The following is a 25226-nucleotide window of genomic DNA, read 5'->3' as shown; positions in this document are numbered from 1 at the left end:
CAACCAGCAGGGTCCGTTCGGACGAGGTGGTACACTGGCCGGCAGTCGTGCGAGGGCCCATCTCCACGGGCCACCATCACGCCACACGCGCCCGTAGCTCAGCTGGATAGAGCGTTGGCCTCCGGAGCCAAAGGTCGCAGGTTCGAATCCTGCCGGGCGCACCATGTCGCCCTCGGCGAAATGGTCGCGCCACGGCCGGCCTCAGGCCCGTGGCTCCGCCTCCGGCTCGCGACCGGGCTCGAATCCTGCCGGGCGCACCATCCTGACTTGGTCCATTCCGATCACAGGTGACACCGCCGTACTCGAATCCCCTCTGCCCCATTCCACTTGACAACTACATTTCTATAATTGCAGCATTGTGGACATGCTCACCGCTGACAACGAGGTCACGCGCTTTGCCGACATGTTTGCTGCGCTCGGTGCCGAACCGCGCCTGCGCATCATTCGGCTTCTGCTCTCGGCGCATCCCGAGGGACTCGTCGTCGGTGAGATTCAAGCCGACACCGGAGTGAGTGGCTCGACGCTCTCGCATCACCTGGAGAAGCTGAAGAACGACGGTCTGGTCTCGGCCAAGCGCGAGAAGGCGTTCATCCGCTATCGAGCCAACACCGCTGCTCTCGAGGAATTGCTTGGCTTCCTCTATGCGGAGTGCTGCACCAGAAACAAGGCCGTCGAACCGGGACGCATCGCCGTCGTGTGCAGGTAGGGGCACCCTTGGCGGGTGCACGTTCGGGTGTGGCGTGAGCACGACAACGCCACAGCGGCGCGAGGTGGGGCTGTCATTCAGTCGCTGAAGCAAGGGAGAGAGACATGAGCACAGGTGTCACGGACGTCGTCAAGGAAAAGTACGGCCAGGCCGCGCTGCGCGCCAGGGCCGGCACCACGAACTCCTGCTGCGGCGGTGCTGGCGGAACCGATTGCGCCGACCCGATCACGTCGAATCTCTACGATGCGACCCAGGAAGGCGAGGTCCCTGAACTGGCCCTCGATGCATCGCTCGGTTGCGGGAATCCGACTGCTCTGGCTGAACTGAAGCCGGGTGAGATCGTGCTCGATCTCGGCTCGGGCGGTGGAATCGACGTGCTTCTGTCGGCCCGGCGCGTCGGCCCTGCAGGAAAGGCGTTCGGTCTCGACATGACCGACGAGATGCTCGCCATCGCCGAGGAGAACAAGAAGAAGAGTGGGCTCGAGAACGTGGAGTTCCTCAAAGGCGAGATCGAGCGCATCCCGCTGCCCGACAACTCGGTGGACGTCATCATCTCGAACTGCGTCATCAACCTCTCGGGCGACAAGGACCGCGTGCTCGCGGAGGCGTTCCGCGTGCTGAAGCCTGGCGGGCGATTCGCGGTCTCGGACGTCGTCGTTCGAGGCGCGGTCCCCGAGCGGATTCGCAAGAGCATGGACTTGTGGGTCGGCTGCGTGGCTGGTGCGCTCGGCGACCAGGAATACATCGCCAGGTTGAAGGCGGCCGGATTCGAGGCAATCGACATCGAGGCCACGCGCGAATACAGCTTCGAGGACGCGCGTACCTTTCTCGCCAGCGAGGGACTCGATGCAGACGCGCTGGCCCGGGAAGTCGACGGCACGTTCATCAGCGGATTCGTTCGCGCGATGAAGCCGGCTGCGACGGCGTGCTGCCCGCCGGGTTGCTGTAGCTGAGAGGGTGCAAGGTCTATCGACCATGGCCACGCTCGTGTTCGGGATGAACCAGTCGCTGCACGGCTACGTCGATCACATGGCGTTCGAGGCGGACCGTACGCTCTTTCGCCACTTCATCGCGGAGGCGCGGGGATAAGTACGTGCCTGTCTGACCGCCCGACGCGCCGAACGACACATCTCTCGCTGACGCCACCGCGCTGCCGCAGTAGACTGCGGGCGGCACGACTGCCATGGAGGGGTGATGACGAGCGACGATCGGACGACCGCGCGAGGTGTCTCGCGCCGTGATTTCCTCGTGACGGCCGCGGCGACGACCGCCGCGGCCTCGGTGTCGCGGCCGGCGGGTGCGGCCGCGCCCACCGTCTTTGCGCGGGCCGCAGGCGAACCCGCGGTGCTCGGCGGCACGCCAGTGCGCACCGCGCCGTTCCCGTCGTGGCCTCTGAGCGACGCGACGGAGGCCACGGCGCTGCGGGGTGTGCTCGAGAGCGGCAGGTGGAACCGGAACAGCCGCGTCGACGGGTTCGAGTCTGCTTACGCGTCTCTCACGGGAGCCGCGCACTGTCTGGCCGTGGCCAACGGCACGAGCGCGCTGCTGACGGCGCTGACCGCGCTCGACATCGGCCCGGGCGACGAGGTCATCCTCTCGCCGTACACGTTCATCGCCACCGTCAACGTCATCCTCCAGCGGCACGCGCTGCCGGTCTTCGTCGATACGGACATCGAGACGTTCCAGGTCGACGCGACGCGCATCGCGGCGGCCATCACGCCGGCGACACGCGCGATCGTGCCCGTGCACGTCGGCGGCACGCCCGCCGACCTCGACACCATCATCGCCACAGGTCGCGATCGAAACGTCCCCATCGTCGAGGACGCGTGTCAGGCGCACCTGGCGGAGTGGCGCGGGCGGAAGGTGGGCAGCCTCGGCACGTGCGGCGCCTTCAGCTTCCAGGCCAGCAAGAACCTGAACTCCGGCGAGGGCGGCGCGCTCATCACCAGCGACCGCCGCCTGTACGAGCGTGCGTACGCCTACCACAGCGCCAACGCCGCGCTGCCGGGGACTGGCGAGACGAGCCGGGGCGTGGGCAACAACGTGCGCCTCACGGATTTCCAGGCCGCGCTGCTCACCGCGCAGATGACGCGACTCGAAGCGCAGCAGTCCAGACGCGACGCCAACGCCGCCTGGCTGACGAAGGAACTCGGCGCCGTCGACGGCATCACGCCGCAGCGGTTGTACCCGGGCGTGACGCGCAGCGCGTGGCACCTCTACATGTTCCGGTACGACCCGGCTGGCTTCGGCGGGCTGTCGCGCGAGGCCTTCCTGAAAGCCCTGCGCGCGGAGGGTGTGCCGGCCTCGAGCGGCTATCGTCCGCTCTATCGGGATCCGAACGTGGTACACGCCCTCGCGTCACGCGGATACGAGCGCGTCTACGGGAAGGCCGCGCTCGCGACGCTGACCGAACGCAATGCCGCGTGTCCGCGCAACGACGCGTTGTGCGATCAGGCCGTGTGGCTCACGCAGACGATGCTGCTGGGGTCGCAGGATGACATGCGCGACATCGTGACGGCGATACGCAAGGTGCAGGCGGCTGGCGCGCGACTGGTCTCATCCACGCGCTGACAGCATGAATCGACGCACGTTCCTCGAAGCGATGACGGCCGCCGCGGCGATGGCGCCGTTGGCGCACGCGGCGCGGCAGACGGCCTCGGTCGCACAGGCCGGACGCGACGGCGATCCACTCGTCCTGTGGTACCCGCGTGCCGCGCGCCAATGGATCGAAGCGCTGCCCCTCGGCAACGGACGCCTCGGTGCGATGGTGTTCGGCGGCGTGGGTCTCGAACGGCTGCAACTGAACGACGACACGTTGTGGTCGGGGGGGCCCAGCGCCTGGGACAACCCGGGTGCGCGCGAGGCGCTTCCCGAGATCCGCCGCCTGATCGCCGCCGGGCAGTTCGCCGACGCCGATGCCGTGGCCAAGCGGATGATGGGCCCGTACACGCAGTCGTACATGCCCGCAGGCGACCTTCACGTGACGTTCGAGCATGGCGACGTATCTGCGGGCTATCGCCGCACGCTCGATCTCACGACAGCACGCGCCACTGTCGACTACCGGTTGGGCGACACGCGGTACGCGCGGACATACGTGGCCAGTCATCCCGATCAGGTCATCGCCGCGCGCTACACGTGCAGCGCGGCCCGCCAGCTGCGGTTCGCCGTACGGCTCGACACGCTGCTGCGCGGACACACGAGCGTCGACGGCACCGACCTCGTGCTCGACGGGCGGGCGCCGGCGCACGTGGATCCGAACTACTACGATCGCGCCGATCCCGTGCGCTACGCGGACGATCGCGGCATGCGCTTCCAGATTCGCGTGCGTGTGCTCACCGATGGCACGGTGGTCGCCGAGCAGGACGCGTTACGGATTGCCGACGCAACGACAGCCACGCTGCTCGTCGCCGTGGCGACGAGCTTCAACGGTCCCTGGCGCGATCCCGTGCGCGACGGGCGCGATGCCGCGCAAGCGACGCGTGTGGCGGTCGAAGCCGCGGCCCGGCGCACGTGGGACGACATCGATGCCAGGCACGTGGCCGATCACGCCGCGCTCATGTCGCGGTTCTCGCTGCACATGTCAGCGCCTGCTGACGCGCCCGCGGAAGACCAGCCCACCGACGTCCGCCTGCACACGCGCGGCGCCGCCGATCCGTCGCTCGTCGCGCTTCTCGTGCAGTACGGCCGCTACCTGCTCATCGCGAGCAGCCGCGAGGGCACGGAGCCGGCGAACCTCCAGGGGATCTGGAACGACCTCGTGCGTCCACCGTGGAGCTCGAACCACACGCTCAACATCAACACGCCGATGAACTACTGGCCCGCCGAGCCCGCCAATCTCGCGGAATGCCATCGGCCGCTGCTCTCGGCCATCGCCGAACTGGCCGTATCGGGACGGAAGACCGCGCGTGTGAACTACGGCGCCGACGGATGGACCGCCCATCACAACACCGATCTGTGGCGGCAGACGGCACCTGTCGGCGACTTCGGTCACGGCGATCCGCACTGGGCGTTGTGGCCGATGGGCGGCACGTGGCTCGCGCAGCACTTGTGGGAGCACTATGCGTTCGGCGGCGACGAGGCCTGGCTGCGCACGGCGTATCCCGTGATGGCCGACGCGGCGCGCTTCTGCCTCGCCCTGCTGGTCGAGGACGCCGACGGGTATCTCGTGACGTCGCCGTCGACATCGCCGGAGCACAGGTTCCGACAGCCTGACGGACGACTTGCCGCCGTCTCCGCCGGCAGCGCGATGGATCTCGCGCTCGTCTGGGACGTTGCGACAAACGTCATGCAGGCGGCCGCCGTGCTCGACATCGACGCGACGTTCGCCGCGCAGCTCGACACCGCGCGCGCACGGCTGCGACCGTATCGCCTCGACGCCCAGGGCGGCATCGTGGAGTGGGGTGTCGATCGGCCTCCGCAGGATCCGCACCATCGGCACTTCTCGCACCTCTTCGGCCTGCACCCCGGCCGCCAGATCACCGCCGACGGCACGCCGGCGCTGTTTGCCGCCGCGCGCCGCTCCCTCGAATCGCGAGGAGACGATGGCACCGGCTGGTCGCTGGCCTGGAAGATCAACGCGTGGGCGCGGCTGCGCGACGGCGCGCATGCGCAAGCACTCGTCGGACGGCTGTTGCGGCTCGTCGAAACCACGACGGTCCAGATGTCGAATGCGGGCGGCCTCTACGCCAACCTGCTCGACGCGCACCCGCCCTTCCAGATCGACGGCAACTTCGGCGTGACGGCAGGCGTCGCGGAGATGCTCGTGCAGAGTCATGCGGGCTGCATCGATCTGCTGCCGGCACTCCCTCCGGCATGGCCCCATGGCGAGGCACGCGGCCTGCGCGCGCGCGGCGGCTTCGAACTCGACCTGACATGGCGCGACAACGTCATGCAGAAGGTCGTCCTTCGCTCGCGTCTCGGCGGCACCGCCAGGCTGCGCACCACTGTTCCTCTGCGTCACGACGGACGCGCGCTTGCTCAGGCAACCGGCCCGCTGACGAATGCCTTCTACCCGCCACCGCCGCGCGATGCGCTGCAGCGGCCGAGTCAGCCCCCGACGCTCGCGCCAACCTACGACATCGACACGACGGCTGGCCGCGAGATCGCGCTGGAGCGCGCACCATGAGACTCATCGCCGCACTCGTACTTGCCCTCACGACGAGCGTCCTCGCGCAGCCGACATCCCTGGACGAGGAACTCGCGCGGCCGGTCCTGGCGAGCGGGCAGACGCGCGTCGACACGCAGGTCTGGCTCGCATCGAAGGTGCCGGTACTGCACGTGCCCACCGACCGTGCGGCATGGGAGCGCGAATCGGCGCGCCTGCGCGCGCGCATCCTCGATGAGGTGGTCTATCGCGGCACGGCACGAGAGTGGCGCGCGCAGACGGTCCGCATCGAGTCGTTCGGCGAGATCCCCGCCAACGGCTACCGCGTGCGCCGGATCCGCTTCGAGGCCGTGCCCGGCCTGCACGTGCCCGCGCTCGTCTACGAGCCCGTTCCCGCGCCCATGTCGCCCACCCCCGTCGTGATCAACGTGAACGGCCACGAAGGCACGGGCATGGCCAATGCGTACCACCAGGCTCGCTGCATCAACCTTGCGCGCAAGGGCCTCTACGCGATCAACGTCGAGTGGATCGGCCAGACGCAACTGGCCACCGAGGGCCTTCAGCACTACCGGATGAACCAGCTCGATCTCGTGGGCACGCCGGGCCTGGCGGTGTTCTACGAGTCGCTGCGCCGCACGGTCGACATCGCGGTCGCGTTACCACATGCTGACGCATCACGCATCGCCGTGACGGGACTCTCGGGCGGCGGATGGCAGACGATCGCGCTGAGTGCGCTGGACACGCGCGTGGCGCTGGCCGCGCCTGTCGCGGGATATTCCAGCTACGTCACGCGTGCGCAGTGGCCCGATCAGGATCTCGGCGACTCGGAGCAGACGCCCTCGGATCTCGCCACGCTCGCCGACTACACGCACCTCACGGCGATGATGGCGCCCCGCGCGCTGCTGCTCACGCACAACGCGAAGGACTCGTGCTGCTTCCGCGCCGACTACGCAGTCGGGCCGCTGCTGCAGCAGGCTCGTCCGGCCTTCGCACTGCTTGGCGCGGGCAGTCGCCTCGCGTACCACGTCAACCACGACGAGGGCCACAACTACGAACGCGACAACCGCGAGGCGTTCTATCGCTTCCTCCACACGCGACTGCTCGATTCGCGCCCCGGCTTCGACCCGACGGAGATCGACGTCTCGGCCGAGATTCGCGATCTCGCGACGCTCACGATCCCGGTGCCGGCCGACAACGCCGACTTCCGCACCCTCGCGCGCGGCGTGCTCGCCTCACTCCCTGCTCCACCACCGCCTACACGCGAACGCCTGCAGGCGCTGGTCAGGGCCCCACGGCTCGAGGCGCGCGCCGCGCAGGCCGGCTCTTCGCCCGCCGCCACGCGATGGAAGCTGCACCTCGATCACTGGACGGTGCCCGTGACCGAAATCGCGCCAGACGCGCCGAGCGGGACCACGCTGCTCATTGCCGACACCGGCCGTGCGTCAGCCGGCGCCGACGTGCGCGCACTCGTAAGTGTCGGCCAACGCGTGGCAGCGATGGATCCGTGGTACCTCGGCGAGTCGACGCTCGGGTCGCGCGACTTCCTCTTCGGCCTCCTGGTCTCGGCGCTCGGTGAGCGCCCGCTCGGCGTGCAGGTCGGGCAGGTGACGGCGACCGCGCGATGGCTGAAGGCCCGCCACGACGCTCCGGTGACGATCGTCGCGCGTGGACCGCGGACGAGTCTCGTCGCGCTCGTCGCCGCGGCGCTCGAGCCAGACGCCATCGCCGGCGTCAGGACGCATGAGGGCTGGCCGACGCTGCGCGAGGTGCTCGATCGCAACATTTCCGCGCAGCAGATGCCGGAGATGTTCACGTTCGGGCTGCTCACCGAGTTCGACATCCCGCAGATCGCGCACCTCGTCGCGCCGCGACCTGTCGTCGCCGACTGACGTGCTACGATGAACGGTCTGCGCGCCCGTAGCTCAGCTGGATAGAGCGTCGGCCTTCGAAGCCGCAGGTCGGGGGTTCGACTCCCTCCGGGCGCGCCACTCGGTGCCGCACCACGTTCAGACCGCGATGTTCAGAATCACGAGTACCTCTCCGTCCCGGTCCGCGATGTCGCGCCTCCGTCGGAGCGGCGTGATCGCGGCTGCGTGTCTCCTGCTCACGGGCTCCGCCGTGCGCGACGCACACAGCCAGGACACGACGAGCCTGCTCGACGCGCTGTCGGATCTCGGCGACAACGATCAGGCGTCGCGCGACCCGTTCTCGCAGCCGCACGACGGCCGTCGCGCCAACGTGCTGGGTGCGGTCGGCGATTCATTCCGCCTGCTGTCGATGCAGCACGGCGTGCGCATCGCGTTCCAGACCAAGACACGCCGCGAACTCGGCGGGCCGTTCCTGAAGGACTATCGCGAGTCGATCCGCCTGCCGCGCACGTGGGAAGACGGCGACGGCTGGCTCGTGAACTACCTCGGCCATCCCGCGCAGGGCGCCACGTCCGGCTGGGTGTGGATCCACAACGATCCCGGCGCCGAGCACGTGCAACTCGGGCTCTCGAAGAAGTACTGGACGAGCCGTGCGCGCGCCTTCGCGTGGAGCGCCGTCTACAGCACGCAGTTCGAGATCGGTCCGTACAGCGAAGCGTCGATCGGCAACGTGGGCCTCGACCCGCGCACCGTGGGGTGGACCGACTACGTGACGACGCCCGTCGGCGGCCTCGCGATGATCGTCGCCGAGGACGCGATCGATCAGCACCTCATCAGGCGGCTCGAACGCAGCACGGACAAGCGCGCGCTGCGCGCCGTGTATCGCTCGTTCTTCACGCCCAATCGCGCCATGGCGAACCTCGCCAGCGGACGATGGCCGTGGTTCCGCGCGACGCGGGGCCTCGACGAAGCGAGCGCCGCGCGCGCGCGTCAGCGCAGCGCGAAGGCGATCACCGCGTCGGAGATGGCGCCGACCGAGAACCTGCCACCACCGCCCGCCGCCACCACGAGGAACTGACGTCCGCTCGCGCCGCGATACGTGACGGGCGTGCCGTGCGCGCTCGCAGGAAGGTCGGCGCGCCACACCTCGCGTCCCGTCGCCACGTCGAACGCACGCAGCCGGCTGTCGATCGCCCCGCCGATGAACGCCAGCCCGCCGCCGGTGACGATGGCGCCTCCGAGGTTCGGCGTGCCTGTCCCCGTGATGCCTTGTGCTTCGAGGGAGGGCACGTTGCCGAGCGGCACCTGCCACGCGATCGTGCCCGTGCGCAGATCGATCCCGTTCAATCGTCCCCATGGTGGTGCCTGGCACGGCAGCTTCCGGCTGTCCCAGAAGCGCCCGTACGCGCCGAGCGCGCCGCCGCGCACGTACGGCACCGGACTGCCGGCCGGCGGTGGCACCATGTGCGCGATCGCGCCGACGTCGTTCGTGTTCACGACCAGCATCGACGCGCCCGCGTCCACCGCACCGCCCGACCATGTTGCGCCACCCATCGTTCCGGGGAACAGCAACGTGGGTGTGAGGCCTGGCGGCGTGTAGAGACCGCCGCTCGTCACGCTGTCGAACAGCCGCTCGCACTCCGCGCGTGATTCGGGCGTGACGCGTGTGAGGTCGTCGCGGGTGACCGGGGTGGTGCGCGCGAGAGGCGCTGGAGCGATCGGGAAGGGCTGCGTCGGCGACGTCTCTTCGCCGGGGACGTCGCTTTTGGGTACCGCACGTTCCTCGATGCCATAGATGGGCAGTCCCGTCTCACGCTCGAACGCGAAGACGAGTCCCATCTTCGTGAGCTGGATCACCGCGGGCACCGTGCGCCCGTTGCGCGGGATGTCGGTGAGGATCGGCTGCGCGGGGAGGTCGTAGTCCCAGATGTCGTGATGCACGAGTTGCTGATGCCAGCGGCGCACGCCCGTGGTCGCGTCGAGGGCGACGAGCGAATTGGCGAAGAGGTTGCGCCCCTTGCGATCGCCGCCGTAGAAGTCGTACGCCGCCGATCCGAGCGGCAGGAACAACAGGCCACGATCGTGATCGATCGCCATCGACGACCACACGTTGACGCCGGTGCGGCGCTGCCAGCCATCGCGCGCCCACGTCTCGTGACCGTATTCACCCGGACGCGGCACGGTCCGGAAGCGCCACACTTCCCTGCCTGTGCGCACGTCGAAGGCGCGGATGTCGCCGGCCGGCCCCTGCGGCCGCTCTTCAGGTGCCTGCGCACCGGTGATCACGAGATCGCGAAAGATCACGGGCGGCGACGTCATGGAGTAGGATTCGCCCGCTCGCGCGTCGACGCCTGGCCGCAGGTCGATCGCACCACCGGTGCCGAAGCTGCGACGAAGCGTGCCCGAGGCGGCATCGATCGCGATCAGCCGGCCATCACACGTTCCCGAGAAGATCGTGCGCATCGTCGCGCGGTCGTGGCCGATGGCGGGCCAGATCGCGACGCCGCGATGCGAGTCGTAGCAGCGCTTCGCCTTGCCGGCCTGCGGGTCGTGCCGCCATTGCAACGCACCCGTCTCGCCGTCGAGCGCGAAGACGGTGCTGGACGGGGTGGTGAGGTAAACGGTGCCGCGCGACACGATGGGACGCGTCTGGACGCCGGGGACCTGGCCCTTCGGCGTGGGCCCCTGACCGCCGCTGAAGTCGCCGGTGTGGTACGTCCACGCCGGCGCGAGCCGCGCGACGGTCGTGAGGTCGATGTCCGCGAGCGGACTGTAGCGCGCGCTGTCGTCGACGCCCGACGAGGCCGGCGATTGCGAGAAGACAGTTGCCGTGATGCCGCACGCCACGCCCGCCGCGACGAACCCATGCCAGATGATTGAGCGCACGAGGCGCAGTATGGATCGGAAACTCGCGGCTCGGGACTCAGCGCTTGCGGCTCACGGCTCACTGTCCCGCGCGTCTACGCGCGTGTCGCGTCTTCGACCGCGTGCCGCACACGCCTGGCGGTACGCGTTGCGGCAGACGCCGCGGCGTCGACCGCCTCTTCCGCCGACCGCGCGGCATCACCGACATGGGCACTCACATCGTCCTTGAAGTCGTGAACGCGGTCGGAGAGCTGCTGTCCACGCTCGCGCACGGTACTGCAGACGGTGTCGTAGCCGTCGCGCAGTCGTCGCCCGGCGCGCTGCGCGCCAGACGCGAGGTCGTGTCGGATCTCGCTGCCCTGCCGAGGCGCAAAGAGCAGCGCGAGGGCACCGCCCACGGCGGCGCCGGTCATGAGTCCGATGAGGAGCGCGTTGGTGGAGCGCATGCCGTCGCGGCACTGCATGGAGTCGTTCATGTGACTGGTCCTCCTGGATGGTGGCCCGCGCCCGCCGATCGCGCACGGGTGACCACGTGCATCACGACCCATGCGGCTGCAAGGCTCCTGCCACCGGCATCACCTTGAACCGCGCCCACGACGCGACGGGAAATGCGGCCGGAACGGCACGAATGCACGAGCCCGCGCGCGCCACTCCGCGAATCTCACCACCCGGCGTGGCGTGCAGGGTGTGCTCACCTGCATCAGAAGTGAACACCTGTCGCGCTTTCGCGTTCCGGCGACACGAGATGCGGTGATTGGGACGCGATGGGGGATCTGTGGTATCGTTCGGGGTCGCGCCTTGCTTCAAGAGAGGCGCTGTGTGGGCCGGTAGCTCAATTGGCAGAGCAGCAGACTCTTAATCTGCGGGTTGAAGGTTCGATTCCTTCCCGGCTCATATCCCTCGCTACGCTCGGGAAATTTCGCCAGGAATTCATCAGCCATTCGGCTCCGGTCTTCGACCTCGCCTCGTGGTCGATTCCTTCCCGGCTCACCACTCTTTCATCGGCAGTCTCGCCGAGCTCCAAGTAGTTGAAAAGCGGTGCGGTTACGGCGGTTCGATTGAACCGATTGCCGTCGTACGCGACACCTTCCGGAAAGAACAGCAGTTGCAGCCGCTGCTTGTAGTCGAGCGAGGCCTGTACCCAGAGGTCTGACGCGCGCGGCAGGATGCGTTCCGCGAACGCCAGGATGCCCTGTACGTCGAGTTCGTCCGTGGCGTCGGCGTGGTGGTCGATCTGGGCCAGCGTCAGCTCCTCGCGCAGCTTGTCGCGCTGGCGGGCGTAGTGACGTCGATCGACTCCGAGTACAGGAATGCCTCGTCCAGCCGATCGAGCTTCTGCTGGATGGCCTTCAGCCGCCGCTCCTGCTCCGCCGTCCGGTCATGCGCCTCGGCGCGCTCCTGCTCCCACACGTAGAGGATGCGGTCCTTGACCATCCGCATGTAGGCGGGCGTCGGCTGAAGCAGTTCCAGTTCGTCCACGAACGTGCCTTCGAGCACAGCCTTGCTGACGTTGACCGCGCGGCACTGCTTCTGGCAGTGGTAGTACGCGTAGTGACCATTCCGGCCCTTCGACCAGCTCCCGGTCAGAGGCCGGCCGCACACGTCGCAGCGCACGAAGCCGCGGAGCGGGAAGTCCGGATGGTTCAGAGAGGCCCCGGGTTGTCGCGTCAGGTCGTCTGGGCGATGGCCGCGTTGCGTGGTGAAGACCCGACGATTTGGCGGCTGCGGGGCGATACTCTCGTGACCTGGGCCGGCGCTAGCTACAATAGCCTCCTTGCCGCCGTGCTCCGCGCGTCGGGCCATCCAAAGGGGCTGAGGTCGTCGCCGATTGCCTTACAGGGTGTCACGATGACCGACGTTTCGCCGTCGTCCCTGGCGGACCTAGCGGTGCGTGTGCGGGAGCGACGTTTGATCCCCGTGAAGACGGCCAATCGCTTCGTGGAGCAGACTCGGTTCCTTGCTGACCTGAGCCCGAGCATGGCAAGTGAAGAGGCTCAGCGTGCCTTACCATTCCCCGGACTGATTCGCTGGCTCGCGCGGTGCCGACTTCACGCCGAGTCGAGGGGAGACGCGTGATTGGAGTCACGGGCCGAGGACGCGTTGAAGGTCGCCTCGAACGCACGAACAACCTCGATGATCTCGTCGAATCCAGGCGCTTCGCCGAAGAACATCGATTCCCGCATGGCATCGTAGTCGCGTTGCCACTGGGCGCGGCGGTCGTCGGCCGGCACAAGCCGGAGTGAACCCGACTTGAAGGACGCCTGTGCGTCTCGACTGCGGCGGAAGAACACAGCGCGGTGGGCCGCCACGCGGGCGAACAGGTTGGTGTCGCGGGCTGCGCGTTCGGCAGCGCCGCGCGTGATCAGGCACCAGAGGTCGTAGTAGTGCCGCGCGAGGCGGGCCTTCGGCGCGGCACCGCCCTCGCGATACGTCTCCTCGTGGAGCAGTGCAGCCTTCTCCCAGAATGTCCGCTCAGGCGCGACGGCGCGCACGCTGAACCGCGAGTCTTGGACCTCGTCGGGGAAGACGTCAGCTACGTACGGCGTGATCTCCGGCACGGCGGACGGCTCGGTGTCGGACCGGGCGCCAAGCTCGATTTTCACGACCGGCCGGACGTATGCGGTGGCTCCCGTGGCCGGCGGGTAGTGGAACAGCAGCGTCTGGCCGTCAGGATCGTCGGCATCGGATTCGAGCTTCCAGAGGTCCGTTGACGGCAGCAGGCGCCGGATCTCCTGCTCAAGCGACGGGCCGAGCATGTCGCGGATGTGGTGCTGCGCCGCGAGCATGAGTGCTTCGAGGCGTTTCACCCGCTGCTTGTTGCTGGGAGCATCTTCGGGAGCATCGGCACCGCCGAATCCGAGGAACTCGCGATCGATGACGACGTCGATGTCCTCGGAGAAGCGCTCGATCAGCTTCCAGCCCTTCGAGAGCGACGTGCCGCCCTTGAACGTCAGATGCGGGCCGGACGATGGCAGCTGAAACAGCGCTCGGAGTGTCCAACACACCCACATGTCCTTCTCCACGCTGCCGGCACTGAGCCCGAGGCGCCGGGCGGCCTCTTCGAAGAGCACGCGCTGGCGTTCGACGGGCTGCGTCAGGAAGGCGTCCATCACTGCACCGACGGGGCCGCGATCGTACGCATGACATCGGCCACCCACGTCGGCGCGTACCGGAGATCCTGCTGAAGCTGCCGCTTGTCGGCGCCGGACAACCGGCGCCGAAGTTTCGCCACCACTCGGTCGTCGACGTGGTCCTGGCCGAGCCAGCGCAGCGCCTGAATGACGGTGCCGCTGATGCGCCCGGCCGTCGCCATCTGGCGCGGCGTGGTGTGCTTCAGGATGATCTGCTGTCGGCCGAGCTGTACCCGGCGTGACCGGCCATCGGTCAGGAACGTGAGCCGCACGGGCACCTGGTCCGACAGGCCGAGCAGATTGGCGGCGTGTGCTCCGCTCGCCTGGAGCCGTGCGGCGTCACGCCCGGCTAGGGCCGACGCAATATCGTCCGGAGAGGGCGACAGGTCGCCGAGGCGCTTGTCACGGCGTGGCAGGTCGTAGACGCCGCGAGCGAGCTTGCGGATGGCGCCCGCGCGCGCGTTCCGGCTCAGGGCCAGATCCACGGCGTTGCGCGGACCGAGATCGGCGAAGTCGGCGGGAGTGAAGACGGTCCCCGGCCCCTGCCGGTGAATCCTCGCCAGCACCTGCGAGTCCACGGAAGCGGCCTGCTTGCCCATAGTGTTGACAGAAATATAGCACGTTTTTCTGTCGTCACTCGGCTACTATGCGACCCTTCTCAACGCCTCCACCTGCCGCAACCACCCGTCCAGCCGGTTCCAACTCGCGCAAATGCGGCTCACCACAACTCTCCCTCAATTTCACAACGACTTGCGGAAGGCACCAGGGCTGACCGCAAACGGGAATCGCCCCCCTAGGTCGACATGGGCCTCTCGATGCCCGGAGGCACAACCACTCAAAACAACCAGCGCGGGACGGGATGTCACTGCGGGCTGGATTTCGTGCGGGACTTCGATCCCCTGGGCGAGCGTGCCGTCGATGACGTCGTGCCGGCCCAGTCTTCGACTTTCAGTCCCGACACGCGCGTGAACTCCGTCGTGTTGTTCGTGACGAGGGTCAATTCGCGAGCCTTGGCCTGCCCCGCGATCAGTACGTCATAGGGACCAATCGGCGTCCCCTTTGCTGCAAGCTGAGCACGGATCTCTCCCGCGTGCCGGGCGTCCTCCTGATCGAATTCCAGCACGGGGAACTGGAGTCCGTCCACTCGCGCAACGTTCTTCTCGACGCGCTGGCTCTTGAACGCGCCGTAGTACAGCTCGTGGATCACCACTGCGGGCACGCCGAAGTCCCTCGGCACGTACCGTCGTATCCGTCGCGCGATCGGTGAGGTCGAGTCGTTGAGCAGGGCTATGACGGCGTTCGCATCGAGCAGGTACCGCATCAGCGGAACACCTTGCGCAGTTGGCGTCGCTCCATCGGCTCGGGCTGCTCGCGCACGGCCGCGACGAAGTCGTCATCCAGGTCGCCCGTCAGGGTGTCAAGCCACTCCCACGAGTCGGGTACCGGTTCCAGCACAATCGCCCGACCACGCCGGCGTATGCGGACCTCCCGGCCATCGACGCGGAAGGCGCGCGGCAATCTGACCGCTTGCGATCGCCCCGACCAGAACACCTTTGCCGTCTCCATCGCGCCTCCCAGGCGATATATATCAAACGAATATACCATCCGAGGTCGCGCTTGCGCACATCTTCGCGCCCTCACGCCACCCGTCGAAGGTTGTCCACCTGCCGCAGCCACCCGTCGAGCTGGTTCCAACTCGCGAGAATCCGGCTCACCACCACAAATCCACCCCGTTCAACAACCTGGAGACAAACTCGACTGGCTCACTCCATGACGGGATCCGCGAGTTCCGTCGCCACAATGTCTCCACGCGCGTGGTGCGAATCGCGCCAGCGCCGGGAGTCTGAGCGGCGGTTCTCCGCCTGATTCTCTGGATCGACGAGGACGCGTCACAGCACCTCTGCTCAACCAGACGTCCGGGCTGTCCGACCGCACCGTCGACATCGGCGCGACGCAGAGAGCGACCGACCTGAAGGAACATGTCGCGGCGCTGCTACCGGGCACTCCGGAAACCTGTTCACCTACACGGCGGTGCAGGCGCCCTCGCCGACCTCGATCGACTCGCGGTATTCCTCCACGAACGGCTTGCCGACCTCGCGCGGCGCGTGTCGCAGACCTGCCGCAACCACCCGTCCTTCACACTTCAGCCGCCACGATAGGCCCACCCCGGGCGCGCGGACAACTGGCGACGGTGCGCGTGCCCGGGGCGGACGTGATGCCTACTTCGTCACGTCGTAACGGAACGCGAGCCAGAGGGGGCCGCAGTGGTGGACACGGCGAACATCGAGCAGGCGGGCGCCGCAGTCGCGCAGGATCGCTTCGACCTGCTCTCGAGCGACGGCGTGCATCTCCATCACGGGCTCGAGTTCGCCGTCCGCTGCTGCAGGCGGGGCCGAATCGGGCACTGGTGACGTCGTGTCAGCAGCACTCGGTCCTGCCCACGGGGTTGTGCTGACACGGACCGCGACGTCGGCCGGTTCGGACCCGCACGACGCGAACCACGCGACGCCCTCCTGGACGACGTCGAACTGGAGGTGATGCCGGCCTGGGGCGTCTGGCGCGGTGACCACGACGTCCACGGCTGTTCGGGCGCCAGGCAGGAGAGGCGTCGGTAACTTCACCCGCACGTCGTCCTGCTGGACGATCGCACCCCTCTCGTCGAGCCAGTGGTTGCCGACGTTCAGGACACGGCCAGCACCATCCTGCCAGGTGGCGTCGCTGACGTTGGCGACAGTCACCGTGAACCGCATCGCCTGGCCAGGCCGCGCGTCGACCGGGCCGGACGGCGTGATGTCGATCCTCGCCCGCATCGCGGATGGGGGCACGCTACCGTCGGCAAGCGCGGCGTCGTTGCCGGATGCACTGGGCAGGTCGAACGACAGGTAGCCGCCCGGTGCCAGCAAGCGCACGAACTCGCGCACGTACTCCGTCGAGTAGCGGGGATCGATATGCTGAAGGGTTCGGCTCGTTTGAATCAGGTCGAACGTATCGTCTGACCAGCGCGACAGATTCGGCTCGTCGTTGACTTCGTACGTGCAGCGGTCGCCATGACGGTTGTGCGTCCGCGCGAGCGCGATCATTGCCGGCGCGAGGTCGACGCCAAGGACGGTGTCGAAGCGATCTGCGAGCGCCTGGGTCAGGCGTCCCGCGCCGCAGCCGAAGTCCATCGCGCGCCGCCACTCGCACGGCACGCCGAGTTGCGGGGCGCGGTCCAGGAGTTCGGCAATCTCCACCCTGCCAGTCTCGAAGAACTCCTCTGGCGACCACCGGTTGCCGCGACGGGCCGGGTCGGTCAGGATGGCCCAGAAGGGATCCTGCCTGCCGAAGGTGTCCCAGTGCCACTGCAACTGGCGCAGGTCCATCAGGCAATTGTACTGGTTCGTGCTCAGGTCGCCGGGCCGACAAAGGCGATCGCATTGCCGTCTGGGTCGCCGACGATGAAGTCGCGCGCGCCCCAGCTTCCTTCTGCGGCTTCTGGTCGAATGTCGCCCCGGCCGAAGGCATACGCTGCCTGGAGCGCCCAGACGTGCTCGACCTGGATGAACGCACTGATGTTACGCTCACGACGCGTCGCGAACGCTGACGACGGCTTCGAGCGTCCGGAAGGCCAGGTAGTGGGGCAGGTTGACGAGCGTGTACCGCACATCGTCGCCCTGCGTCGTGCGTACGGCTGCGCGTTGCACCGATGGCGGGTTCGCGTCGAGCCGCACGGCGAGATCGAGTCCCTTGTCGTGCATGAACTGGTGCAGGCTCTTCATCGCCCCTGACGCACCGGACTTGAGCTCGACGGGCACGACACGCGCGTCGAGTTCGACGAGATAGTCGATCTCCCCCGGACGTCCTCCATCTCGCTGCCAGTAGTACAGTTCGGGGCTGGAACCACTGGCAGCAGACAGCAGGCGCAACGTCTGACCAGCCACCTGCTCGGCGACCTGCCCGCGCACGCCAGGCGCGACCTGTTCGGGCTGCGGAAACGTCGGTCCGGCCGGCGTGCCCACGAGCGCGTGCAGCAGGCCGACATCCAGCAGGATCACCTTGCGGAACGTGTCCTTGACCTGCCCGCCAAGCGGGAGGCCGTTGGCAGCGGTATGGCGAACGAGATGGCACACGCGCGCCGCTGCGAGGAGCTCGAGTGCGCGTCGGGCCTGCTGCTGTTTGATGTCGGTCACGGCATGGGCGTACACGAACTTGCGTCCGAGAGATGCCGCCACGCCGAGCAACATCCCGTCGAGCACCACGCGATCGAGCCGGCGCGCATACTTCGCGAAGTCGTCTCGATAGGCGGCGATGAGCTCACGCTGTCGGCGTCTCACATCCTCGGGGGTCGCGCCAGCCACATCGGCGGCCACGACTGCCGGCATCCCACCGACCATGGTGTAGCGATGGAACCAGGCGGTCGCCTGTTCGTGGCTGGCCGGTGACAGCGCGATGTCCGGCGACCACTCGCTCAGCACTTCGAGCACGCGCGTCTGACCGTGCGCCGTCAGGAACTCCTGGAATCCCATCGGCTCGATGTACAGATAGGACACGCGACCGACAGGAACGCTGTACTCGTGTTCGCCGAGCGAGAGATCGAGCAGTGACCCGGCGGCCACGACGGGCAGTTCCGGGAGCTCTTCCGCGAACCATCGGAGTTTGCCCAGCAGCGATTCGGCCGCCTGGATTTCGTCGAGGAAGAGGAGGCTGCGATCCGGCGTGATGTCGCGCGCCAGCGCCAGCATGAGCTCGTTCAGGATCTCGCGCGGGTCGTTCGACGCGAAGTGACGAGCCAGCCGCGGGTCACGCTCGAAGTTGATCTCGACCAGTTCGCGCCCAGATCGACGAGCCAGTTCCCGGACAAGCCACGTCTTGCCGACCTGCCTGGCGCCTCTGAGGATCAGCGGCTTGCGGTCTGGCCGGGTCAGCCACGTGTCGAGCTGGCTATCGAGAAGACGCTCCACGAGATGGATCGTAGCAAACAACGCGTTGTTTAGATAGATATCGCAATCAAACAACGCGTTGTTTCATAGTTTTCTGGTTCGAACAGAGCTCCGGATCGACGAAACCGCGAAGTGACGATCCCGTAGACTGCCCCGCAGCCTCGGCTCACCCCGTCATCGTCCGTGTCGTGAGGCACGTCTCGCAAAGGAGGACGTCGGCCCATGTCTGGTCCGTTCGTGCACCACATCGATCCGATCATCGGGTCTCCCGCCGGCGTGCCCGTCTGGTGGTACGGCTTCGATCCCGAGCAACTGGACCCAGGACGTACCGGCACGATACGGCGCGCGGCACGCGGGCCTGACGCATTCATGGCTTTACCCGCCCCTCGACACCGCCCCGCGATGAACGACGCAACCAAGTACAATCGCTGCCGGCCCTGAACACCCGCGCGTAGCGGTCCACCCTCCGGTGCATTCAGCCGGGTTCTTCGCCAGAGACACCGACGGCAGGCTCTCTCCGGACCCGTTCCGACGCGAATCGAGCCGCGCCATGCCCAGACCGAGACACGATGCCCGTACCGACAGAGAAACTGCTGGCTGCGAACCGGGGTGAGATTGCCATCCGGATCTTCCGCGCCGCGACCGAACTGGGTCTCCGCACCGTCGCGATCTACGCCGACGAGGATCGCTTCTCGCGCCATCGCTTCAAGGCCGATGAGGCCTACCGGCTTCGCAAGGAGAAGGGGCCTGTCGGCGCCTACCTCGACATCGAGGGCATCATCCACCTCGCGAAGGAAAAGGGCGTCACCCTCGTCCACCCCGGGTACGGGTTCCTCTCGGAGAACGCGGCATTCGCGCGCGCCTGCCGTGAGGCGGGGCTCAGGTTCGTCGGCCCGGACCCCGAGATGCTCGACGTCATGGGCGACAAGGTCTCGGCCCGCGCCCTGGCCGCGCGCGTCGACGTCCCGACGCTGCCGGGTACCGAAGAACCGGTGACCGACCGTGCTGCCGCCGCGAGAATCGCCAGGCAGATCGGCTTCCCGCTCATCATCAAGGCCGCGTTCGGCGGCGGCGGGCGCGGCATGCGGGTCGTCCACAAGGAAGCCGATCTCGACGCGCTCCTGGACCAGGCCCAGACCGAAGCCGCCAACGCCTTCGGCAATCCCGCCGTCTTTCTCGAACGCTTCATCGCGCGAGCCAGGCACATCGAGGTGCAGGTGCTCGGCGACACGCATGGCAACCTCGTTCACCTGCACGAACGCGACTGCTCGGTGCAGCGGCGTCACCAGAAGGTGGTGGAGGTGGCGCCCGCGGTCGGCCTCGACGAGTCGGTGCGGCGCGAACTGTGCGACGCGGCGGTGCGCCTCGCGAAGGCCATCGGCTACAACAACGCTGGCACCGTCGAGTTCCTCTACGACGTCGACGCGCGGGAGTGGTTCTTCATCGAGATGAATCCCCGCATCCAGGTCGAGCACACGGTGACCGAGGTCATCACGGGTGTCGATCTCGTGCGCTCGCAGATTCTCGTCGCGCAGGGACACTCGCTCTTCAGCCACGAGATCGACATCCCGCAGCAGGAGCACATCCAGCGCAACGGGTATGCCGTCCAGGCGCGCATCACGACGGAGGATCCGGCCAACGGCTTCGCGCCCGACTACGGCAAGATCATCAACTACCGATCGGCCGCTGGCCTCGGCATCCGCCTCGACGCAGCCACCGGCGATGCCGGGTCTGTCGTGACGCCCTACTACGACTCGATGCTCGTGAAGCTGACGGCCTCCGGTCCGCGCTTCGACATCGCCCTGCAGCGCATGCACCGCGCGCTGCGCGAGTTCCGCATCCGCGGCGTCAAGACCAACATCCCCTTCCTCGAGAACGTCATCCTCGACGGCACGTTCCGCTCGGGCCAGGCGACGACGGGGCTCATCGACACCAACCCGAATCTCTTCAAGTTCCAGCCGCGCCGCGACCGCGCCACGAAGGTGCTCGCGTACCTCAGTGACGTCACGGTCAACGGCAGCCCGACGGTGAAGGGCTATCGTCCGCCCGAGGCGCTTCCCGCCGCGCGCGTCCCCGCCTTCGATCTGAAGGCCGGCATCGCGCAGGGTTCACGGGATCGGCTTCGTGAGCTCGGGCCGGGGAAGTTCGCCGACTGGATTCGCGACCAGCGTCCGCTCCTCATCACCGACACGACGATGCGCGACGCGCACCAGTCGTTGATCGCCACGCGCATGCGATCGATCGACATGCTCAACGTCGCCGACGTGGTGGCGCATCGCACGCCGAAGATCTTCAGTCTCGAGATGTGGGGCGGCGCGACGTTCGACTCGGCGATGCGGTTCCTGCGTGAATCGCCCTGGGATCGGCTGCGCGAACTGCGCGCGAAGGTACCCAACATCTGCTTCCAGATGCTGTTCCGCGGCTCGAACGCCGTCGGCTATTCGAACTATCCCGATGCGGTGGTCGCCGGGTTCGTGAAGCACGCGGCCGAGTCGGGCATGGACATCTTCCGCATCTTCGACTCGCTCAACTACCTGCCGAACATGACGGTGGCGATGGAGGCCGTGCGCAACCAGCCCCTCGCGGTCTGCGAAGCGGCGATCTGCTACACGGGCGACATCGACGATCCGGCACGCGACAAGTACTCGCTCGCGTACTACGTGGCCAAGGCGCGCGAACTCGAGAAGATGGGCGCGCACATCCTCGCGATCAAGGACATGGCTGGATTGTGCCGTCCGTTCGCGGTGAGAAAGCTCGTGAAGGCCCTGCGCGACGAGATCGGCCTGCCCATCCACTTCCACACGCACGACAGCTCCGGGATCAACGCCGCATCGGTGCTCTCGGCCACCGAAGCGGGCGTGGACATCGTCGATCTCGCAATCGCGTCGATGTCGGGATCCACGAGCCAGCCGAACATGAACTCCGTGTGCGCGGCGCTGCGCGGGCACGAACGCGACCCCGGTCTCGACCTCGACGCGCTCAACGAGATGTCGGACTACTGGGAAGAGGTGCTCGACTTCTACCGCCCGTTCAACACCGCGCCGCGTGCGGGATCCGCGGAGGTCTACGTCCACGAGATGCCGGGCGGCCAGTTCACCAATCTCAAGGAGCAGGCAGCAGCCCTCGGGCTCGGTCACCGCTGGCCCGAGATCGCGCGCACCTACGCGGAGGTCAATCAGCTGTTCGGCGACATCATCAAGGTGACGCCGAGCTCGAAGGTCGTCGGGGACATGTGCATGTACCTCGTCACCCGCGGCATCAGGCCGCAGGACGTGCCAACGCTCGAGCCCGGCTCGCACGACTTCCCGGCCTCGGTGATCGACATGCTGCAGGGTGGGCTCGGTCAACCCGACGGCGGCTGGCCCGCCCAGGTGCAGAAGGTCGTCCTCGGCGATCGCGTGCCGACAACGAAGCGCCCCGGGGAACTCGCCAGCCCGGTGGATCTCGACGATGTTCGCGCCGAGTTGCGCACGAAGCTCGGACGTCCTCCCACCGAGGACGACCTGTACAGCCACCTGATGTACCCGCAGGTGTTCGCCGACTTCGATCAGTTCGTGGCCACGTACGGCGAGGTCTCGGGCCTGCCGACAACGGCGTTCTTCTACGGGCTGTCTGTGGGCGAGGAGATCGATGTCGAGATCGATCACGGCAAGGTGCTGTTCATCAAGTTGATCAGCATCGGCGAGGCCGACCAGCAGGGCCGCCGCAGTGTCTTCTATGAGCTCAACGGCATGCCCCGCGAGTCGCAGGTCGTCGACAAGTCGCTGGCCCCCAGGGACGCCGTCACCAAGCCGAAGGGCAATCCATCGGATCCGCTGCAGGCGGTTGCGCCGATGCCGGGGATGATCACCGGTATCGCCGTCGGTGTCGGGACGAAGGTGAACGCCGGCGATCCGCTCATCACCCTCGAAGCGATGAAGATGCTGACGACGATCTCGGCGAGCACCGATGCGACGGTGACGGAGATTCTCGTGAAGACGGGAGACTCGGTCGCGACCGACGACCTGCTGGCGCGCCTCGAGAAGTGAATCGGTTTCTAGCTGTCGAATCCTCGAAGGTAGGACACGTTCGGCGGCCGCTCACCCGTGCTGAACTGCGGTCCCCGCGTCGAGCGGTACGTCATGTCCAGGAACGGCGTCTCGATGCGGCGGCCTGACGCGGAGTAACGGCCGTTCTCCCAGTTGGAGTCCATGTTGGCGGCCACGATGCCGGTCGACAGCAGCAGTCGCTCCGCATTGAACGGCTCCCGCCCTGTCACCATCGTCTCCGTGATCCAGTGCGGCTGGGCGTTCGAGGCGTGGTACTGCGAGAACGGGCCAGGCCATCCGAGCATCGAGATGATGGTCGGAGCCTGCTGCCCGGCGATGTCGCCCGCGTATGTCCAGCCGACACCACGGCCGGAATAGACAGCCGCCGTGGTGCCGTCGCGATACTCCACGACGCAGACGTTCGGCGCGGCGATCTGTTGGAACTGTCCCGGTTTCAGATCGAAGCTTTTCCTTACGGATTCGAGCAGGGTGCCGGCCCACGGATTGCGCTCGGTCCACGCCCATGTCTCCGGCCCGCGGATGCACTGCACCGATCTGACGCCCGTCTCGCCGCCCTTGCGGCGTTCGACGAAGGCCTGGAGCACGTCGACGCAATGGAACAGCGCGCCTTCATCTGACGCGCCTCCCACGACCACCGACGTCCGGATCGGCGTATCGATCTCGAGCTCGACTTCGGGCTTGCGGAAGTAGATGGGAATGGAGGACCCACCAGTCAGCGCGAAGTTCAGCTCTCGCGACTTGTCGAACATCCACTTCGCTTCGTCCCAGCTCCACGACAGGTGCTTGTCGTTGAAGACGGGCACCGAACGCCTGCTCTGCTCGAACACGCGCATCACCTGCTGGTAGATCCACCAGCGCGGCAGGAGCCACTGCCCCTTGAGCGAGGTGGGGTACTCCCCGTGTTCACCGACGATGACGACACCGTCGACGGCGAGCTCCTTGCCGCCGAGCGTGACGGCCCCGGCGACAGTGTCGAAGATGGGGATCCCCTTCGACTGGCAGACCTTCTGACCCAGCCCGCTCGTCGCGTGCTGATGGATGTAGACGGATACGACATCCACGCGCGACGGCATGTGGGCGCCCTGCCACCAGTAGCCGTCGAGCAGCTTGGTGACGATCCAGTCGGCATGCGAGCGCGTCGCGCCCCAGTAGCTCACGAGACACGCGATGCGCGGCCGTTTCTGCGTCGTCTGCGCACCAGCACCGGAGGCGGTGCCTGTCAGGGTCGCCAAGCCAGCCATACCAGCAACTTCCAGCACCTCACGTCGGGTAAGCCCACGGTTGCTCGATGTCATGGCGCCGCCCTTCCCTTCGGTCCGCTCGTCACCTGCCGGAACACGCGCATCAGATTGCCGCCCAGGAACTTCTCGATGCGCGCCTTCGAGTACCCGCGGCGCAGCATCGCATCGGTGACCATCGCCAGGTCGCGGACGTCGCGCATGTGGCGCGGAGGCGTCGGGCCGCCGTCGAAGTCGCTGCCCAGCGCGACGTGATCCTCACCGACCACCTGAATCGCACGATCGACGACGCCCACCCACTCGTCAACCGACATCAGCACATCGTCAGGTGCAACTGGACCGACCATCGGAAACTGCGGAGCGACCCTCCTGTCGATCTCGTAGATGGACAGCGGCGCCTTCTCGTCGCCGACCTCCGACGTGTCCCAGAACGTCTTGCCGGCCTGCTTGGTCAGCCAGTCGAAGTGCGCACGATAGTGGAACGCGTTGCCGATGTGGAATCCGATCACGCCGCCCTTCGCCGCGAGCTTCTTCAGCAGGTGGTCGGGCATGTTGCGCGGGATGTCGTTCAGGCTGCGCAGTCCGTGGTGAGTCGCGACGATCGGATCCGTACTCACCTCCAGCGCCTGTTCCAGCGTCTCGTCAGACGCGTGCGAAACGTTGATGACCATACCGAGCCTGTTCAACTCGCGCACGACGGCCCTGCCGTGGTCGGTGAGGCCGTGCCAGCGCGCCGGCGCGCAGCAGGAGTCGGCGTACGCGTTCGTCCAGTTGTGCGCGGGAAGCTGCACGACGCGGAGCCCCAGTCGATGCAGCGCCCGCAGCACGTCGAGGTCGCCGTCGAGATCGAAGCTGCCTTCCAGGTCGAGCACGGCGGCCATCTTCCCGGCGCGATTGATCCGCTCGATATCGGACGCGTCTCGGGCGAGCTCCACCACGTCGCGGTGCCGCTCGAGCTGGTCGAGCGCCATGTTCATCAGGCGGAGCGTCTGCTTGGTCTCGTATCGTGCGGGGTAGTACTGCTCCAGCACGAACAGCGTCATGAAGAAGGCGTCGACGCCGCCTTCCTTCATGCGCGGCAGATCCACCTGTCCGTCGGGAAAGCGATCGCCGATGCTTCCGCCTCCGTACAACTGGCGGTTGATCATGTGCACGTGGCCGTCGAAGACGAACGCGTCATGGTGCAGCCGGCGCGCCTGCTCCGACACCCGCGGCGCCTCCTGCGCCTGCACACCGAGCAGCAGGACGAACGGAATGGCCGCGGCAGCGAACCGGCGTCTCATCGGGATGGCCATGCGCTGAGAGGATATCGCTCAATTCGATGGCCCGCGTAGTGCTCTCGGGCG

General features: G+C 67.3%; 18 protein-coding genes, 3 tRNA genes and 1 pseudogene. 11 read left to right on the top strand and 11 right to left on the bottom strand.

Translation table 11 applies throughout. The features are described from left to right. Positions 1–87 precede the first annotated feature (87 nt). The 9 genes and pseudogenes from IT182_04715 (at position 88) to IT182_04675 (ending at position 8756) form a co-directional block, all read left to right on the top strand. Positions 88–164 (top strand) — tRNA-Arg (locus IT182_04715). Positions 165–364: 200 nt separating this feature from the next. Then, the gene (locus tag IT182_04710; protein ID MCC6162633.1) at positions 365–706 is read left to right on the top strand and encodes a helix-turn-helix transcriptional regulator; all 342 of its coding nucleotides are present in this window, start codon (positions 365–367) and stop codon (positions 704–706) included. Between the two features lie 104 nt (positions 707–810). Further along, on the top strand, positions 811–1659 hold the full coding sequence (locus IT182_04705; protein MCC6162632.1) for an arsenite methyltransferase: 849 nt from the start codon (positions 811–813) through the stop codon (positions 1657–1659). Positions 1660–1681: 22 nt separating this feature from the next. Continuing rightward, positions 1682–1789: pseudogene (locus tag IT182_04700) on the top strand (dihydrofolate reductase). Positions 1790–1900: 111 nt separating this feature from the next. Continuing rightward, the gene (locus IT182_04695) at positions 1901–3277 is read left to right on the top strand and encodes a DegT/DnrJ/EryC1/StrS family aminotransferase (protein ID MCC6162631.1); all 1377 of its coding nucleotides are present in this window, start codon (positions 1901–1903) and stop codon (positions 3275–3277) included. 4 nt (positions 3278–3281) lie between these two features. Beyond that, on the top strand, positions 3282–5831 hold the full coding sequence (locus IT182_04690; GenBank protein ID MCC6162630.1) for a glycoside hydrolase family 95 protein: 2550 nt from the start codon (positions 3282–3284) through the stop codon (positions 5829–5831). Further along, complete coding sequence (locus IT182_04685; GenBank protein MCC6162629.1) at positions 5828–7699, top strand: acetylxylan esterase; 1872 nt, start codon at positions 5828–5830, stop codon at positions 7697–7699. Before IT182_04690 ends, IT182_04685 begins: the two co-directional genes overlap by 4 nt. Before the next feature lie 22 nt (positions 7700–7721). Next, positions 7722–7798: transfer RNA gene (locus IT182_04680), tRNA-Arg, on the top strand. 67 nt (positions 7799–7865) lie between these two features. Continuing rightward, positions 7866–8756: a hypothetical protein gene (locus tag IT182_04675; GenBank protein MCC6162628.1), complete on the top strand. Its 891-nt coding sequence runs from the start codon at positions 7866–7868 to the stop codon at positions 8754–8756. Here IT182_04675 and IT182_04670 read toward each other — a convergent pair. Continuing rightward, positions 8669–10564 carry a pyrroloquinoline quinone-dependent dehydrogenase gene (locus tag IT182_04670; protein ID MCC6162627.1) on the bottom strand — a complete coding sequence of 632 codons (1896 nt, stop codon included), beginning with the start codon at positions 10562–10564 and terminating at the stop codon, positions 8669–8671. The two genes, IT182_04675 and IT182_04670, sit on opposite strands and share 88 nt — an antisense overlap. Positions 10565–10638: 74 nt before the next feature. Beyond that, on the bottom strand, positions 10639–11019 hold the full coding sequence (locus IT182_04665; protein ID MCC6162626.1) for a YtxH domain-containing protein: 381 nt from the start codon (positions 11017–11019) through the stop codon (positions 10639–10641). A gap of 345 nt (positions 11020–11364) precedes the next feature. On the opposite strand from IT182_04665, the gene IT182_04660 reads away from it, so the two are divergent. After that, a tRNA-Lys gene (locus IT182_04660) sits at positions 11365–11437 on the top strand. Between the two features lie 351 nt (positions 11438–11788). Here the strand turns inward: IT182_04660 and IT182_04655 are convergent. The 7 genes from IT182_04655 to IT182_04625 all read right to left on the bottom strand — a co-directional run bounded on the left by IT182_04655 (position 11789) and on the right by IT182_04625 (position 18614). Continuing rightward, positions 11789–12145 carry a zinc ribbon domain-containing protein gene (locus IT182_04655; GenBank protein MCC6162625.1) on the bottom strand — a complete coding sequence of 119 codons (357 nt, stop codon included), beginning with the start codon at positions 12143–12145 and terminating at the stop codon, positions 11789–11791. 446 nt (positions 12146–12591) lie between these two features. Beyond that, positions 12592–13653 (bottom strand): nucleotidyl transferase AbiEii/AbiGii toxin family protein, encoded by a 1062-nt coding sequence (locus tag IT182_04650; GenBank protein MCC6162624.1) that lies wholly within the window; start codon positions 13651–13653, stop codon positions 12592–12594. Beyond that, complete coding sequence (locus IT182_04645) at positions 13653–14273, bottom strand: hypothetical protein (protein ID MCC6162623.1); 621 nt, start codon at positions 14271–14273, stop codon at positions 13653–13655. The genes IT182_04650 and IT182_04645 overlap by 1 nt, the downstream gene beginning before the upstream one ends. A gap of 263 nt (positions 14274–14536) precedes the next feature. Beyond that, positions 14537–14995: a type II toxin-antitoxin system VapC family toxin gene (locus IT182_04640; protein ID MCC6162622.1), complete on the bottom strand. Its 459-nt coding sequence runs from the start codon at positions 14993–14995 to the stop codon at positions 14537–14539. Beyond that, positions 14995–15240 carry an AbrB/MazE/SpoVT family DNA-binding domain-containing protein gene (locus IT182_04635; GenBank protein MCC6162621.1) on the bottom strand — a complete coding sequence of 82 codons (246 nt, stop codon included), beginning with the start codon at positions 15238–15240 and terminating at the stop codon, positions 14995–14997. The genes IT182_04640 and IT182_04635 overlap by 1 nt, the downstream gene beginning before the upstream one ends. A 653-nt stretch (positions 15241–15893) precedes the next feature. Beyond that, a complete protein-coding gene (locus IT182_04630) occupies positions 15894–17036 on the bottom strand; it encodes a class I SAM-dependent methyltransferase (protein ID MCC6162620.1) in 1143 nt (380 codons plus the stop codon). 198 nt (positions 17037–17234) lie between these two features. After that, the gene (locus tag IT182_04625; protein MCC6162619.1) at positions 17235–18614 is read right to left on the bottom strand and encodes an ATP-binding protein; all 1380 of its coding nucleotides are present in this window, start codon (positions 18612–18614) and stop codon (positions 17235–17237) included. Between the two features lie 548 nt (positions 18615–19162). Between IT182_04625 and IT182_04620 the strand changes: the two genes are divergently transcribed. Continuing rightward, on the top strand, positions 19163–22621 hold the full coding sequence (locus IT182_04620) for a pyruvate carboxylase (GenBank protein ID MCC6162618.1): 3459 nt from the start codon (positions 19163–19165) through the stop codon (positions 22619–22621). Positions 22622–22629: 8 nt separating this feature from the next. Here the strand turns inward: IT182_04620 and IT182_04615 are convergent, their stop codons facing one another. Further along, positions 22630–23937 (bottom strand): hypothetical protein, encoded by a 1308-nt coding sequence (locus IT182_04615; protein MCC6162617.1) that lies wholly within the window; start codon positions 23935–23937, stop codon positions 22630–22632. After that, a complete protein-coding gene (locus IT182_04610) occupies positions 23934–25175 on the bottom strand; it encodes a dipeptidase (GenBank protein ID MCC6162616.1) in 1242 nt (413 codons plus the stop codon). The genes IT182_04615 and IT182_04610 overlap by 4 nt, the downstream gene beginning before the upstream one ends. Between the last annotated feature and the right edge of the window lie 51 nt (positions 25176–25226).

Source organism: Acidobacteriota bacterium, assembly GCA_020845575.1.
Taxonomy (GTDB): Bacteria; Acidobacteriota; Vicinamibacteria; order Vicinamibacterales; family Vicinamibacteraceae; genus Luteitalea.
The sequence above is the reverse complement of the archived record's forward strand: the minus strand, read 5'-3'. Positions and strand labels throughout refer to the sequence as shown.